This is a genomic window from Bacteroides sp. 14(A) (assembly GCF_000526555.1).
Classification (GTDB): domain Bacteria; phylum Bacteroidota; class Bacteroidia; order Bacteroidales; family Bacteroidaceae; genus Bacteroides; species Bacteroides cellulosilyticus.
This window is the reverse complement of the sequence record NZ_JAGH01000002.1, coordinates 788,868-806,878: the sequence shown is the minus strand read 5'-3', so window position 1 is coordinate 806,878 and position 18,011 is coordinate 788,868. Positions and strand designations below refer to the sequence as shown.

At 38.7% G+C, this 18,011-nt stretch carries 8 protein-coding genes; 4 read left to right on the top strand and 4 right to left on the bottom strand.

Going from position 1 to position 18,011, the window contains the following annotated elements; genetic code table 11:
* Positions 1-26: 26 nt before the first annotated feature.
* The 4 genes from K429_RS0110655 to K429_RS0110640 form a co-directional block, all read right to left on the bottom strand.
* Positions 27-2,012 carry a RagB/SusD family nutrient uptake outer membrane protein gene (locus K429_RS0110655; RefSeq protein ID WP_026366905.1) on the bottom strand — a complete coding sequence of 662 codons (1,986 nt, stop codon included), beginning with the start codon at positions 2,010-2,012 and terminating at the stop codon, positions 27-29.
* 15 nt (positions 2,013-2,027) lie between these two features.
* Positions 2,028-5,099 (bottom strand): TonB-dependent receptor, encoded by a 3,072-nt coding sequence (locus K429_RS0110650; RefSeq protein WP_026366904.1) that lies wholly within the window; start codon positions 5,097-5,099, stop codon positions 2,028-2,030.
* Between the two features lie 32 nt (positions 5,100-5,131).
* Entirely contained in the window at positions 5,132-6,445 is a 1,314-nt protein-coding gene (locus K429_RS29445; protein WP_155923401.1) for an IPT/TIG domain-containing protein, read from the bottom strand.
* Positions 6,446-6,701: 256 nt separating this feature from the next.
* Positions 6,702-10,568 (bottom strand): response regulator, encoded by a 3,867-nt coding sequence (locus tag K429_RS0110640; protein WP_026366902.1) that lies wholly within the window; start codon positions 10,566-10,568, stop codon positions 6,702-6,704.
* A gap of 109 nt (positions 10,569-10,677) precedes the next feature.
* Here K429_RS0110640 and K429_RS0110635 point away from each other — a divergent pair, with 109 nt between their 5' ends.
* From K429_RS0110635 to K429_RS0110620, 4 genes are all read left to right on the top strand, one after another.
* Complete coding sequence (locus K429_RS0110635) at positions 10,678-12,360, top strand: SulP family inorganic anion transporter (protein ID WP_026366901.1); 1,683 nt, start codon at positions 10,678-10,680, stop codon at positions 12,358-12,360.
* A 602-nt stretch (positions 12,361-12,962) separates the two neighbouring features.
* Complete coding sequence (locus K429_RS0110630) at positions 12,963-14,903, top strand: tetratricopeptide repeat protein (RefSeq protein WP_026366900.1); 1,941 nt, start codon at positions 12,963-12,965, stop codon at positions 14,901-14,903.
* 4 nt (positions 14,904-14,907) lie between these two features.
* A complete protein-coding gene (locus K429_RS0110625) occupies positions 14,908-15,669 on the top strand; it encodes a LytTR family DNA-binding domain-containing protein (RefSeq protein ID WP_026366899.1) in 762 nt (253 codons plus the stop codon).
* A 263-nt stretch (positions 15,670-15,932) separates the two neighbouring features.
* Positions 15,933-17,996 (top strand): WD40 repeat domain-containing protein, encoded by a 2,064-nt coding sequence (locus tag K429_RS0110620; RefSeq protein ID WP_026366898.1) that lies wholly within the window; start codon positions 15,933-15,935, stop codon positions 17,994-17,996.
* The last annotated feature ends 15 nt before the right edge of the window (positions 17,997-18,011 follow it).

The following is an 18,011-nucleotide window of genomic DNA, read 5'->3' as shown; positions in this document are numbered from 1 at the left end:
TCATGTCATCATTTTTAGTTAAAAAATTACCAGCCAGGATTCTGTACTAAATTAGCATTTCTATCCAATGTATTCTGGTCAATGGGATAAAAATACATTTTATTAGAAAATACTCGTTTCATAGCAACTTCTGTATTCCAGACTCTGACACTATAAAATCGCTGACGTTCTGAAATTTTAGCACTTACATCCAAACCTGTTATTGGTTTATTGTAAGCACTAGGAGCGTCCTTCCATCTACGGAGGTCATAGTAACGATGATCTTCGAAAGCAAACTCCACACGCCATTCTTGTTTGATTAGTTCTTTCATTGTCTGGTAATCAGAAGCTTGTGCTTCTGTAATCCCCGGAAGACCGGCACGATAACGTACTTGATTGAAGTAGAATACCATATCGGCTACATTACGACTTACCGAAACACCAGTCTTATCATCCGTATACGAAGATTTCATCTCATTCATAGCTTCCACATATCCTAACAGTACTTCCGCATAGCGGATAACAGGATACGTTTTAGCCTTTATAGTACCTTGCCAGTTATTTACATCTTCCTGATTAATATATTTTCTACAAGTATATCCAGTTCTGTTATAATCCACTTTTATATTACCCGTAGGCTGAGAATTACCATCCTTGTAATAGTTGGCCACAAAATTCTTTATAGCTTCAGTACCGGTATATGAAGTACCCGGCCAAACACAATAGTTAAACCCGATAGAAGCATAAAAACGAGGTTCACGATTATCGTGCATATAGGCACGATCCGGACTGAGTACATAATTCTCCGAGAAAGTCTTACCGATTCCTACTGCCTGCCATGATTTTTCCGCATCAGTAGCCTCGCTATACTGACGGCCATCTGCCATACGATATTCATCTATCATGTCTTGAGTTACACTAAATCCGTTGATTCCGCCCAATAGATTGGGATAAACAGTCCAGTCATCGCTATTAGCTCTTACACAATAATAAATCAACTCTTTATTATGTACTGCTTGTATAGAACCATCGAATATAGATTTATAGCTCCTATAAGGATCAATGTCACCGGCCCCATACGGAAAAGATTCCTTGGATACGGTTTCAGGAAGATCTAAAGTACCTGCCACCCGGTCTGTAGTCTCAATTTTTTCAACAGTATTAAGTTTATACAGATTCATATCTATAATTTGTTTGTATACAGCTGCTGCTTTTCCCCAACGATTATTGTCTTCTGCCTGAGAAATGAAGGGAGTACCATCCGAACGACGCCAGTCAGCATAATAAGTATTTCCATTATACAACGGACTTGCCGAATAGAGACGCTGACGTGCAATAAGCGCCAAGGCGGCTCCTCGCGTAGGAACATATTGAAAAGATTCTTCTCGGTCTATCGGTAAATATTCTGCTGCCTTCTCAAAATTAGTACAAACATATTCAACGCAATCATCGTAGGAAGAACGTTCGTAAGAAGCATCTTTTGCCGGAGTATCTGTATCGAACGCCTGATCAGGAATAATGGGTACCGGCCCATAAAGGCGCATCAGACTGTAATAGAAATAAGCACGTAAAAAATAAGCGCGTCCCATATAATCTCTTCGTTCCAAATCAGTGAGTTCTTTACATTCAGGAATACGTGCTATCAGAAGATTCGCTTTACGAATACCTTTATAATAGTTATCCCATGGATTAAAACCTTGTGTATTTCTTGGTGTTACCTGATCTACTAGCAGATATGCCCCACGGTGGTTCCAGTCAACCCAAGGAACAAAAGCCTCATCTGCTGCTAAACCACTGGGAGAATAGGCCCCTGATGACCAAAGCCTTGATTCTTCAGGCAAAAATCCCGATGCACCATTAATATATTGAAGAACTCTTTCTTTAGAAACAAAGATAGAATCAATCGTAACCTGATCATACACATATTTGTCTATATCAAGGAAAGATTCACAAGAGGTAAAAGAAACAGCACCTGCAAGTGCTATGAAACCGCAAATAAATCCGCAAGTTTTCAGTTTAAATCTATTTTTCATAACTTTAGTCCTTTATTAAAATTTAAGGTTACATTGCAATGTAAAGACTCTTTGGATAGGATATTTCGCTCCATTATCACTGGCTTGTGTAGGATCAAAAATCTTATCCCCCTTATCCCATAAGCATAGGTTTTCACCTATCAGGCTAAGAGTTGCGCTTTGAAGTCCGACTTTACGAAGAAGCATAGCTTTGGTGGTATATGAAAGCTGTACATTCTTTAAACGTAAATAACTACCATCACGAAGCCAAAAAGTAGAATTTCTATTATTATTGGCATTATTTCCATACGTAAGTCTCGGGAATCTCGCATTTGGATTTTCTGTTGCAGGGTCACCCGAAATTTCAGCTGATGTCCAACGGTCTTTCATTACCATAGTAAGAATATTTCCTGTTTCTTTTCCTACAAAAGGCAAATATCCTGAACCACCAACAAAATATTTCATACGGGCAGTACCTTCAAAGAGTACGCTGAGATTCCAATTCTTCCAGTTAAATTCAGTAGCAAAACCATACTGTATTTGAGGTACATTACTATATTCCAAGGGAACCACATCACCATCATCAATCACACCATCACCGTTTACATCTTTATATTTGATATCACCCGGCAATACAGTACTTTCAAATGTCTGGCGAGGACTATTAGTAATATCTGCTTCATCTTTGAATAACCCCAAAGCGATCAAACCTCTATTAATCCCAGATTGATAGCCAACAGCCGACTGATAAGGATAGCGCATAATAGCTTCTTCAAATTCCAGAATCTTATTCTTAGATTGTGTAAAATTAGCACGTAGAGTTAAATAAGTATTCTCATTAAATGGTTGTGTATAAGCAATATGTCCATCAATGCCCCAGCTTTTCATCTTACCGACATTCGCCCAAGGCATTGTTACTAATCCCATTTCACCCGGTGTACTTGCTCTTTGCTGATAGATACCAGAACGAACATCACGAAAGAAATCGACAGTCATATCAAAGCGATCATGAAACAATTTCATATCAATACCAAAATTTGTTTTGGCAGCCTTCTCCCACCTGAGGTTATTAGAGCCTACCTGAGTTTCCGTAATACCAGTACCTGAATTCCACGGACCTCCACCAGTATATCCCATCAATGTCAGATAAGGAAAACGAACACTGTCATCCCAAGTCAGCTTATCGTTTCCTACCTCTCCATAAGAAGCTCTGAACTTAAGGAAAGTAAGGAACGGCAATGCATTCTTTACAAAATCATACTGAGTAGGCACCCAACCACCTGAGATAGCTGGGAAAAGACCAAATTTCTTTCCTTTTTCAAAAGCCTCAGAACCGGTATAGCCTAAGTTACCTTCAACAAAATATGTATCCTTGAACGAATAAGTGAGACGACTAGACAGACCCACATAACGTTTTGGAATAGCTGTCAGTAATGTTTTAAATTTAGAATTTACATAATCCTGCAAATAGAAATGTACAAGACCACCTACACGGTGATTTTTACTGAATATCCGATCATAGTTAGCACGTGCTTCAAAATAATACTTCCGATCCACTTCTTCCCAACCACTATAACTTTGCTCTTGCGCTTCAACTTTTCTTATCAAATTCAATGAACCATCACGTTTTCTTCCATCAGCATAATATAGTTCTGGCAGCTTTGAGCGAGAGGCCCACGATTTTCCATTAGAATTAAAATTAAACAGAACTGTAGCAGACAGACCTTTCGTAAGCACGCTTAAATCTTGTTTAAGTGTAAGAATCAGATTATTTGTATTACCAAAATAAGTACGATATCCAGTTTGATTGAGCAATACATAAGGACTTATCTGATTATTTGCCGAGCCATAAGCAGGATATTCACCGGTTGAATAAACCAAAGGGACAGTTATTGGAGTCAGGTTAGCCGAAGCCTGCCAAAGTGCATCACTATTGTCTCCATAACCCGGAGAATTCTGATTTACTATAGTCGTTTCTAATCCCAAAGTAATAACTGTACTCTTAGTCATATTCACGTCAACATTCGCACGGAAATTATACTGCTTATAGTTTACATTAGTATCGTATTTATTAACTCCTTTATCTTGTTTGAAGATAGCATCCTTATTCAAAATACCTAAACTCATATAGTAACGGGCTACCTGCCCACCACCAGATGCACTTAAGTGATATTGCTGATTCCAAGTATAATCTTTCAAAATTACATCCTGCCAATTTACATCCGGGTGAATATCTGGATCCATACCATTCTTAAATAATGCCATATCCACATCATTGAAGATAGGATTCATTCCCCTTGAAACAGCTGCTTCATTGGCCAATGTGGCATAATCATAAGATCTCACATACTCAGGCATACGGGGAGAATAAGATAAACCTACATTGCCCTTCACACTCACCACTAATTTACCAGCCACACCCTTTTTAGTAGTTACCAGAACAACACCATTCGCACCTCTGGTACCATATACAGCTGTAGCAGAAGCATCTTTCAGAATAGAAAAACTTTCAATATCTTCCGGATCCACCAGATTCAGATTACCTTCAACCCCGTCAATCAATACCAACGCACTGGAACTTGCACCAAAGGTACTGATACCACGAACCCAGAATTCAGAAAAGTCCTTTCCAGGTTCACCACTGCGAGTTACAGAAATAATACCCGGTACACGTGCTCCAAGCATATTTGAAACTGAAGTTGCCGGAACATTCAGATCTTTAACCTCTATATTCGAAATGGCACCCACCACAGACACTTTACGTTGTGTAGCATGACCTACTACTACTACCTCATCCAGATCGCTGACAACTTCTTTCAATACAATACGCATACGCTCATCACTCTTTGTCACCTTACTTACATAATTTTCGTAACCTACATACGAAATCACTAATGTCTCTCCTTTTCTTATACCCATCAATTTAAAACGTCCGTCAGTATCTGTAATAACACCCTTGCCCGGATTTTCTTTCAAAGTTACAGTAGCACCAATTATTTCTTCTCCATTTTCAGTCATTACAAGGCCGGCAGCAGTTAAATTATCCTGCGCAAACAATGAATTAACTGAGAACAGCAATATTGACAATATTGATATTATATATTTCATATTATTATATTCATTAATGTGTTTATACATAGTTATTCGATAGAAAGCTTTCTGACAACTCTGTCCCAACCACCAGCAATATAGAAATTATCTTCACTATCTACTGCAATATCCTGAGGAGAGTCAAAACGAGCATCAAGCGGCTCCGTAGCCGAATTTACCTGACCACCATTACCCGGCTTTCCTGCCACGAGTTCAACCTGATCGCCCACAATCTTATTAATGAAAGCACCTGCACGATTAAGCACATAAATTTCTCCTTCTGAAGTCACTGCAATTCCATAAGGTTCAGTGAATTGAGCATCTAAAAGTCTATGGCCGGTCGTACTTCCCGCCCCATTGAAACCTGCATATTTCACAGATTTCCAGACACCATTATCCTCATATATCTTATAGATACCGTTCATCTGATAAAATGCGGCAAAGAAACATTTGTGATATTTACTGTAAGTGATAAGAGAACGATCTCTGAAATCACTCGGTAGATCTCCCTGCAACGGAATAACCTGGTAAGAATACTCTTGCAAATCTACCCTAGCAAAATTGGCCTGACTATCCATCAGATAAAGATAACGATTGTCTTTCTCAGTAAATGCACCCGACCATATTTGTCCAGGCATATCTGCCGCACTGATTACAATATTTGTTGATTTAGGCGCATAACTTTCTTCCCGTGAATAAGAATAGATAGTGCGGTCTTCTACCCAATGAGATAGTAAATAAAACTTTTCACGTGTATTGTCTACAGCAGGAGTACCAAATGATTTGGTCTGATCCAAAGTAACTACTTTATTATCATCCAAAGAAAGTAAACTAACACGATTATTCCACCATGATTCAACAACAATAACATTATCAGATTTTTCTCCTTTCACCGTAGCGATATTAGAAGCTTCTTTAAAGCGAGCAACGTTCAAATCACCATCCACATAGCCATCATCCGGATTATATCCAAATTGTCCCGCAATAGTTATCACCGATTTAGTCTGCTGATACTTGAACTTCATATCTTCCGGCACAATACTATCATTCCCTATAACTACTGAAACCTGATTCCTACCAGGTCCCTGCTTGGGGACAAGTCCTAAAATAGTCTTACCATCTGTCGTTATCAAGATGGCTTTTTTTTCACCAAAATACACCTTCATATTAGAAAGGTCACCTTTAAAGTTTCCCTCAATAACAAAAGGAACATCGATACCACCATAAGTAGGCTTAATGCAATCTACCGAAACTGGCATACTTGGATCGTACTTATTATCCACGACGGGATGTTTCACTATTTCCTCACTGCCATTACAAGCAGCAAAGAACAAAGACAAAAAAATTAAATACTTCTTTTTCATTACTAATAGTATTAAAAATTAGGGTTAAAACAATTAATTAAAATGCTTCAAAAATAGAGTAGTTTCTTTTCCGATGTCTTTCATAAACAAATCTGATTTAATTTAACATAACAATAATTCCATCGACATACATTCCATACATCGATATGCAAAGCTACAGAAGTGTATCCAATACACTTTTAGATATTAGATATATAATTTTAGATATTAGATATTCTAACTAATAAATAATAAAAAAGAGGAAAAAAGAAGTAAATCACACCTCTGTAGGAGACTTGCCAAAGTACTTTTTAAACACCGTACTAAAGTAACTGATACTGGAATAACCACAAAGTTCGCTAACTTCCGTGATAGTGTATTTATGAGATTGGAGTAATTCTAAAGCCCGGTTTAAACGAATGGATTTAATAAACTCAATAGGTGATTGGCCTGTCAATGCTTTTATTTTTTTATATAACAGTGAACCGCTCACATGCATTTCCATAGCAAAGCTTTCCTTATCAAAATCTAGATTTTGCATATTATTATGGATCACTTCCACTGCTTTTTTCACAAAATGATCGTTAAGCTCATTGTTCAAAATAACCTGTTGCTCATCATTATCCGACTTTATCAATTTCAAAGCTTTCTCTCTGACAATCTCCCGGTTCCGCATAAGGGACTTTATTCGTTGCTCCAAAAGTGATATATCGAAAGGTTTCGTGATATAGTCCTCCGCTCCCAAACCTAAACCTTCCAACTGGTCACTTTTATCACAAAGTGAAGTTAGCAGAATCACCGGAATATGCGAAGTTTCAAAAGTAGATTTGATCAATTTACATAGCTCAAAGCCATCCATATCAGGCATCATCACATCCGAAATAATCAATTCTGGAGATTCCTTTTGAAGTAATTCCCATGCTTCATTGCCATTGCCAGCCTCTAAGATGTTATATTGATTTTCAAAAGAACACTTCAGGAAGTTCCGCAAATCTTTATTATCATCTACGATTAATATAGATTTCTTCTTTTCGGACTTATCATCTTCCTTTTTATATTCCGATTGATCAGACGGACCATCAGCAGATGTGATATTCCCCGGCTCTTCATGTTCAGCAGGTGCAACCTCAACCACTTCTTTATAAGGGATGTTTATTTTGAATAAAGAACCTTCATTCTCCTTACTTTCAAGTGAGACTTTTCCCTCATGCATCAAAACATAATTCTTCACCAACAACAGGCCTATCCCAGAACCTACCATACGTGAATTAACCTTATTATCTCCTCTATAAAACTCTTTGAACAGCTTCTTCTGAGCATTATCCGAGATACCCAATCCATAATCTCTTACCTCCAAGCTCCAATAGTACTCATTACAATTCAATGTAAGTTCCACCCTACCATCCGTATGAGAATACTTTATAGCATTAGATATCAAGTTATCAACGACTTTCTCTATTTTCAACTCATCGACAGCTGACATATAAGATTCCCTGTTAGAGACAAACTCCAATATAACATTCTTTTTTCCCGCCGTTGACTTGAACATTGTTTTCCGCCTGTACACCAATTTAACAATATCAACCATTACCAGAAACAGTTGTCCTTTCCCCATATCCACTTTCTGAAAATCCAGGAGTTGGGTTGCAACATTAGATAAACGTTCAGACTGTTCCGTAGCCAGATTCAGATAATAATGCCCTTTGTCTGATAATTCTTTCTCTTTATTCAATTCCTGAATAGGCGCGTTTATCAACGTTATCGATGTACGAAGATCATGAGCCGTATTTGTGAAAAAACGGATTTTATCTTCAGCATGACGCTGTTTCAAACGGTTTATATAGAATTTAAGCACAAAGAATGTAATGCTCATTATAATAATGAATACCACCAGACGGAACCACCACGTCTGCCAGTAAAGCGGAATAACGTGTATGTCCAATGTACGTTCATCGACTATCTGAGAAAGTGAATTATTGTACATTCTTACTTTAAGCCGGAAATTCCCATTAGGAATATTGGTATAAGTGATTATCTGCTGATTGGAAGGATGTGACCATTCTGTATCAAGCCCTTCCATTTTCCATGAAAATTTTATTTCTTTGGAAGAAACGCCAATAGGCAATACCTCAAGCGTCAGAGTATTCTGATCATATTTGAATGAAATATCTGTTTGCTTATTCACCGGAATTCCACGCAACAAATCTTGATTTTCTCTGATAGAACTGCCGGAAATAGTGATATTCTGGAAATAAATCTCCCCGTTGAGCTGGGTATGATATAATTTATCGGGGTTAAACATTACCGCCCCATTATTTGTACCCCACATCAATTCGCCATTACGTAATTTGCAGCTGGCATTCACATTGAATGAAGCACTGGAGAGAGCTAAAGTAGAATAATAAGCATGCACCGTGCTGTCGGCAGGATTATAGCGGCACAATCCATTTTCCGTTCCTAACCATAAATATCCATTATCATACATGACACTATTCACATAGTTAGATGGCAATCCGGATTCCACTGTTATTTTATGAGTTTCACGAGTCGTGTAGTTATGGTGCAGCAATCCGTCTCCGGAAGTAGCCACCCAAATATCATCTCCCATTACTAAAATATCCTGTGCAAGACATTCCGGTAAGAAAGTGATTTTCCCTGTTTCCTTGTCTAGCAAAAGCACAGAATAAGTACAGGCCAACAGCATTTTTCCCGGAGAAAACTCCATAAACGTACGCATGGGCTGTGCACCATACGTATGAAAACGCTTTTCTTTTGTTAAATAACATATTACATCTTGGATACCTCCAATCCAGATATCACCCTCACTGTCCTTATATATATTCATTATGAATTTACCGTCAGATTTCAGTTCCGATGTATTCCGCGGATAATGAACCAATTCTTTTCCGGTATTCCGATCTAAAACATAAAACCCGGATGAGAACGAACCTGCCCAGATATTTCCTTCGTCATCTTCACATAAAGCCAGAAAAACCTGTGCCTGTTCCTGTTTATTCTGATAATAAGTATCCCATTCATTAGTGGCGACTCTCCACCTGCTTATCCCATTATTTGTAGCAAACCAGATATCCCCTTTGCTATCTTCCAATATCTTGTTTACATTATCATTCCCTAAAGAATTCGGATTATTAACCTGATGGGTAATTTGATTAATTAAGGGAGATTTCCAGTCGAAGAAAGAAAGCCCACCAGTATAGGTAGTGACCCACACCCTCTGCTGACCGTCGCAAAAGATGTCATAAACCCCATCTCCACGAAGAGAGAAAGGATTATCAATATCTTCTTTCAAAATATTCAGAACCGTTTTTTTATCCTTATCCAATTCCCATACTCCCTGCCCGTCGATTCCGACTAACAATGTTGAATCCGAACTTTCCGTTATCACTGCGATAGGTTGCTTTGGGAAATTAGAAAATGGCAATAACGTTTTCTTTTTCATGTCCAGATAGAAAAGACCATCAGTGGAAGTTCCTATCCATACAACCTCTCTTTTATGATCATAAAAAAGAGTATTTATCTGAAACATATCTTCTATTCCACATATACTTTTTTGTTTCAACGTATTTGTATTTAATAATCTAATACTGTCTTGACTGGCTACAAGCAGATGTGTCTGATCATAAGACGTTATGCACTGTGTTCGAATTGGCGCCTCACCTATTTGGGTAAATATTCCATTTTTATATTTGCACAATCCCCCGGACGTAGGAATCCAGAGAGCCTGTTCATCATCAATAACAACTTTACCTACACTTAAAAAAGTATTATTGAAAGATATTCTAAGATCCAGAAATAAATCAAACCGGTCATACAGTTCATTATAATGAAAAAATTGCCCATTATTCGTATATGCTATTAAAAATGAATTATTATAGGCCAATTTGACATTTATTATATTGGCTGTTTTATAAGGAAGCTGATAAATGCGATAATCACTTTCCGTAATTCTCAATATACCCGTTTTAGAGGAAGCCCAGATAAAACCATTCCCATCTTTACAAACAGAAGCCATTTCCCGCATGGAAATTCCATACATCGCATTAATATTATAAAACTTCACATCCGAAGCATATATATTAAAAATAGAAAGAAAAAGAAAGAATATAAGCAGTCGTGATTTCATAATATTACAGTTAGCTGCTGCAAATATAATATATTTGAAAGCAATCAACCAATATATGCATTATTTTGTCTAATTTTGCACCTCGTTTCACAAAAAGTACAGATTATCTATGAAAGCGTTCGAATTCAGACCAAAGCTATTCACGGCTTTGAAGAACTACTCGAAAGAATTATTCATGGCAGACCTGATGGCCGGTATCATAGTAGGTATCGTCGCTCTCCCGCTTGCCATTGCATTCGGTATTGCATCCGGTGTATCACCCGAAAAAGGTATTATCACGGCAATCATTGCCGGATTCATTATCTCCATGTTGGGAGGTAGCAAAGTACAGATCGGTGGTCCCACGGGAGCTTTTATCGTCATTATCTATGGCATCATCCAGCAATATGGAGAAGCGGGACTGATTGTTGCCACGCTGATGGCAGGAGTCATTCTTATTCTGTTAGGGATATTCAAGCTGGGTGCTGTAATCAAGTTTATCCCCTATCCTATTATCGTGGGATTTACCAGTGGTATTGCCGTCACTATCTTCACCACGCAGATAGCCGATATCTTCGGACTTAATTTCGGTAGTGAAAAGGTTCCCGGAGATTTTGTCGGGAAATGGATGATCTATTTCCAGCATTTCGATACTATCAACTGGTGGAATACAATTGTCAGCATCGTAAGTATTGCAATTATCGCCATAACCCCGAAATTCTCAAAGAAGATACCGGGGTCGCTGATTGCCATTATTGTAGTAACGGTAGCGGTATATCTGATGAAGACTTATGCCGGAATCAACTGCATAGATACCATTGGCGACCGCTTCAGTATCAAGGCGGAACTGCCGGATGCAGTAATGCCTTCACTAAACTGGGAGGCTATTCAGGACTTATTTCCTGTAGCCATTACCATTGCGGTATTAGGAGCCATCGAATCGCTGCTTTCCGCTACGGTAGCGGATGGTGTTATCGGCGATAAGCATGATTCCAATACGGAATTGATAGCACAAGGAGCTGCCAACCTAATAACGCCCCTGTTTGGCGGTATTCCTGCCACCGGTGCCATTGCACGTACAATGGCTAATATAAACAATGGTGGTAAAACCCCTGTTGCAGGTATGGTACATGCAGTGGTACTATTACTTATTCTTCTGTTCCTGATGCCTCTGGCACAATACATTCCGATGGCTTGTCTGGCAGGTGTGCTGGTGATTGTTTCCTATAACATGAGTGGCTGGCGCACATTCAAGGCACTACTGAAGAATCCGAAATCAGACGTCACCGTATTGCTGATTACCTTCTTCCTGACAGTTATTTTCGACTTAACCATTGCTATTGAAGTGGGTCTTGTCATAGCTTGTGTACTTTTCATGCATCGTGTGATGGAAACCACTGAAATTTCTGTTATCAAAGATGAGATTAATCTGAATGAAGAATCTAACAGCAAAGAAGATGAAGAAAACCTGTCCATTCCCAAGGGCGTGGAAGTGTATGAGATAAATGGCCCTTACTTCTTCGGTATTGCTACTAAGTTCGAGGAAATCATGTCCAGACTGGGAGACCGTCCCAAAGTGCGCATTATACGTATGAGGAAAGTACCCTTCATCGATTCAACAGGTATCCACAACCTGACTAGCCTCTGCCAGATGGCGCAACGCGAAAAAACCACTATCGTACTTTCCGGCGTGAATGAAAAAGTGCACAAAGCATTGGAAAAATCCGGCTTCTACGAACTGTTGGGCGAGAAGAATATCTGCCCGAACATTAATGTAGCATTGGAAAGGGCGAAAGAATTGCTAAACCAATAAGTTTAGATACGCTATAACTGATTTCCCAAAAAGATAAATTCTACTTCACCACAGATTACACAGATGCACACAGATTAATAAATCTGCTTTTGACTTTTAATTTGTGTGCATCTGTGTAATCTGTGGTGAGATTCAAAAAGCTTTTACGCAATCTTCTTACCGACAAACAGACCAGAAACATCCCCATCGTTCCCGGTTCGTACCTTCCTTATACCCTCCTCGTACCAGCTTCGCTTTTTTCATCTCTCTATAGAAGCGAAGAAAATGCAAACTTGATACCAACCGAAAGAGGTTTAGACCAAAAACTACCTTCCATTACAGGTTACCACATAATAATCTGTTATATCCTTAAAAAAAACGAACGTAATTAAAAACCAGATAAGCTTACTTTTCCACCAGATAAGCATAGAAACCAGCAAGTGCAACTGTTTCTGATTTAAGAAAATCTCACTTAAATCCTAAAAAAGATTATATTTGTTCCCGAAAAGCTATAACACAACAACATCATGAGAATAAGCATTTACAATAAAAGAATCATATACATCTGTATATTTTTACTTGTTTTACTATCATGCACCTCACAACGTAAAGAGGTCAATAAAATGCCGAAGCCAACCGCTATCGATTTATTATTAATCAGCCGATATGACTCGATATATACTTATCCTGTCAAGATGAAAGATGAATTCAAAAAAGCACAAAAAGACTTGACCGATAGCACGGAATTTTACAAATTGGATCTGTTCGTAGGATTATGCTTTTATCTGCAAGGAAATGCTGATAGTGCCCTGTACCTTAATCAGAAAGTTCTGGACTTCTGCGACCGTTATCCCGGAACTTCCGCCCTCAAAGCCAATGCATGGAACCATCGCTCCACATTACTGCAAGGAGTGAACCAAAAAGATTCTTCCATTGCTTGCCTCCACCATGCTTACAATGCAGTATACCAGTCTGACGACCGCAGAGAATTACAAAGTATTTGCATAAATCTAGCAGACGCTTATTGCCAGACAGGTGATTTGCCACAAGCCGCCAAATATTACAGAAAGGCTCTTTGGGTAGTCGATTCGCTAGGATCAACGAATATAAAATTCAGTATATACTTAGGATTGGCACAAACCTATGCTAACCTGCACAACTTTCCACTGGCACACCATTATTTCGACCTGGCAGAACAGAATCCCGAACATCGCCTGGAGCATGAAAAATATATATTTGCCAATTCAAAAGGAAATTGCCTTTACTTCGAAGAGAAGTATGCGGAAGCCCTACCCTATTTCCAGCAAGCCTACCAAGTGGTTCAGAACTTTAGCCAGCCCTCATTGAGCGCCCTGGTAGAAGCAAACTTGGGAGAGATTTTCACATTACTCGGAAAAACAGATTCCGCACATTACTATCTGGATAAATCCTGTTCGTACTATATGAATGAACCGACTGCCAATGAGGAAGTGGTTTTCTACATAAACAGTCTTCAAGCAGCCCTGGCATTGCAAGAAGATAAACTGGCAACAGCCAACTATTATCTCTCAAAGCCCTACAATCCTCTACGTATAGGTCCGTCATACATCTACCTGCACAACAAACGTCTAATGGAATATTATGCCCGGAAGAAAGACTTTGAAAAAGCCTACCAGTATAAAATAGCCGTGGAACAATATGACGACTCTATCAGAAACGTACGGAGCATCAACAGTATCAATGAAATTGATTACCGATATAATCAGGATACCACCTTGTTAAAACGCGATATACTCATATCCAATAATCAGATTAAACTATCGCAACAGCATAATATTATAATTCTAGTCCTGGCATTACTCATCATATCGGTTCTGCTTGCCATACTGATTTTCATTCATATCCGTCGAAAGAATGAACAAAGATATAACCGCCAGATGGCATTAGCCACACAACTGCGTATGGAAAACATCAGAAACCGTATATCTCCGCACTATATGTTTAATGTATTGAATACAGTGATGCCCACATTCAAACAATACTCCGAACTGGCACATCCGTTGCAACTGCTGATACAAGTGCTGCGGGGAAACCTGCTGGCATCCGAAAAAATGGCAGTAGAGCTTCAGGAAGAAATAGAATTAGTAAAGAACTATATTGCTCTTCGTAAGGAAACTAACCCAAATACAATACACATTGAATGGGAAATTACCGAACAAGTTCCCCTACAAACCCTTATTCCGTCCATGAGTATACAAATTCCCGTGGAGAATGCACTGAAATACGCATTCGAAGACAATGATGAGCAGACAAATACACTCTCCATACATATTTCGAAAGAAGACAGAAATCTTTCCATATCTATCCGGGATAATGGTAGCGGATATGATCCGGGAAAACATTCCAATTCAAAACGGAGCACCGGAAACGGACTGAAAGTGTTATTCCGTACCATTGAACTGTTAAACAGCAAAAATACTGAGAAAATCATATTTGATATCCGGAATATAGGTATATCCGATCCGTCTCAGCATGGCACTTTAGTGACAATTACCATTCCGTTCAATTATCAATTCAATATCTAAAATAATGACAAATACGATTAAAACAATTATCGTTGATGATGAAATCAACTCTATCCACAATCTGGAAGAAGATTTGAAAGCTTATCCGGAAATAGAAATTCTGGATACGATCACCTCTTCACAAAAAGCCAAGAAAAGTATTATACAATACCAGCCTGACTTGTTATTTCTGGATGTGGAAATGCCTTATATAAATGGTATTGAACTATTGCAGGAAATACGCCCGTATGTACGTAATAACATGCGTGTCATATTTTACAGCGCCTTTGATAAATATATGCTGGATGCACTGCGTGCTTCTGCTTTCGACTATTTATTAAAACCATACCAGACAAATGAACTTAAACAAATTGTAGAAAGAATAAAGCGGGAGAAAACGAATAACCCCATCAACTTCGATCAGGCTATGCGCCAATTGTTAAGCAACGACTGCAAGTTTGCCGTACAAACCATTAGCCGGCTGTTGTTGCTACGTCGGTCAGAAATCCTGTATTTTCAATATTCGGAGGATACCCGCTGTTGGCAAATGACTTTGACCAATATGGAACAATACAGACTACGACTAAGCACTAAAGCCAAAGATATACTGAATTTTTGTCCTTCTTTCATACGGGTAAACACAGACTGTATCCTGAACATTGACTATCTCTCATCTGTAGAGAATAATACACTACGCTGCATTCTTTATGCACCATTCAGTCATCTAGAGATTTCAGCAAGCAGACGACATTATAGTAAAATAAAAGAAGCACTGAATTTTTTGTAAAAAACAGACCACATAAACATTTTTTTCAACCAGTTAAGCGTCGTTGTTTTAAATCTAAGCAGATTCTTTTACAAGCCATCTTTTCTGTTCACTTATATTAGTTTAAATTTGCTTGACAGAAAAGAAGGCGTTTTCAATTTATATCTGTTCCGGATAAGCCAGCATGAACAGTCAAGGAATAAGCAGAAATTGAAGTAGTTCCACGCCTTTCAGTAAGTACTAACATCTACTGTTGGGACTAAGTAGAGCAAAGGTTATAAAACATGAGAAACTTTATTCTATTTTTACTTTGCAGTCTATGTTTTCCACAATTATTCGCTCAAACAACGAACAACGATGAAAAACAAAAATATGTTTATCCACAGAAAGTATCTCCTGTAGGGATAGATAATTACTTGTTTTCAACGTATTACTACAATGATAAAAAGACTTATAATCTACGCAATTCCGTATTGAGCAATTCGGGTATCATATCTGTCTTGAAGATTAATCCGGCAGGATCCTCGTTTGCCATTGTACATGCCAAAGGTAAAAAGAGTAATGTAACGGTATACGATTTATGGGCAGCTAACAAAGTAACGCATGAGTTCGATGAAGACATAGCTCCCGTATCTTTGTGCTACGCTCCGGATGCTAAAAGCCTCGTCATATCCGGCAATAACAAAGAACTGTTTTTCTTCGATACCCGGCAGTACGAATTACAATACAAAATGGAAATACCTTTTGTAGCTGAAAACATAGCCATCAGCAACAATAATTTCTTCATTGCGGCATCCAATGGTACAACTCTGAATATCTGGAATCTCCAGTCCAAAGAATTACGCAAAAGCATTTCAACGGATGAGAAAATCAATTGTTTTACTTTTTCCAGTGACAACAATCTATTGGCAATACTCACAGCTGACGGTAAACTGACGACTTACGACACCCGTACATTCTTCATTCTGCAAAGCTACGATGCGATGGGAACTGCACGCTATTGCTATTTCCATCCGGAAGGCAAATATATAGCTATCGTCACCGGAGACAAACGTATTTCCATCTTGAACCTGATGGACGAAAAGGACCGCGAATACATCGACAATGCAGAAGGAGGCATCACGGATGCCCGTTTTCTGAAAAACGGTAAAGGGGAGATTTTCCTTGCGTACAACACGGTAAACTCCATCACGTACGAGCTGATGAGCAAATTGTCCCCCAATTACAGCAAACTGATGAACGACGAATTAAGTGACCGCATGAACACTTGGATGAAAATGATGCCTGGTGAAACTCTGGAAGAATATAATCTCCGTGTAAATGATGAGACACGCGCACAACAGATGCGACTGTTTGAACAGGAAATCGCTACCCGCATGGCCGACAATCTGGTAGAAAAATCAGAGGTTACATTAGGGAATTATAATCCGAATTCTAACATGCTGGCTGTAGACTTCAATACCATGCCCACCATCTACCTAAACATTCCTGCGGATGAGGTATCCGACTTTATGAATCCCGGTGATCTGGAATTCCGCAACGCTGTATACGGACTTACAAAGAATGATAAATTTGAACTTATCTATGCCGATGTGTATAACAAAGCTTCCGGCAAAACTTATAAATACGATAATCTGGATCGTGAATCATTCGATTACATGAAGTCCGACGATAACTTCATTCCCCTCAACCTGGTTCAGCAATCGAATATGGACGAAATCAAACTGCAAGAAATCAAGGAAAACATCATGAGCATGGCAAAACAGCAGAACACGATATCCGACCATACAAAGATTTCCGTCGATGCAGGCATTGTTTCCGAAATAGACGCTGACGGAAAGAAAATTATGAACTACAACATCAATTTCTCTTATGAAGTGGAACAAGGATTTTCGGCTAAAGAGGACTTCGGACCGGGAAAATACATCACTACCCAATCCGGTGCTGCGATGTCCATGCTTGCCATCATGAAAACAGCTTTCGAAAAAGACTTTGCACAATACGTACATGCGGGCAAAAAACTAAGGGTAAAAATTACCGGTATGGCAGATGCAAGTCCCATTAACGGAAAAATAACCTATGACGGATGTTACGGAGAATATACGAATGAGCCCGTATACAAAGATAATGATTTGTCCAACATCACAGTAACTAAAGAAAGCGGAGTTACCCAGAACGATCAGCTCGCTTTCCTGCGTGCAGTAGGCGTGAAAGATTATATCCTGAAAAACATTCCTGCTTTTTCTGAAATGAACTCCGATTACAACTATTACATCGAGGTAACCAAAGAGAAAGGCAGCGAGTACAGAAGAATCAGTGTAGCATTCACTTTTGTAGATGCATTTTAATCAATCTCTATTAAG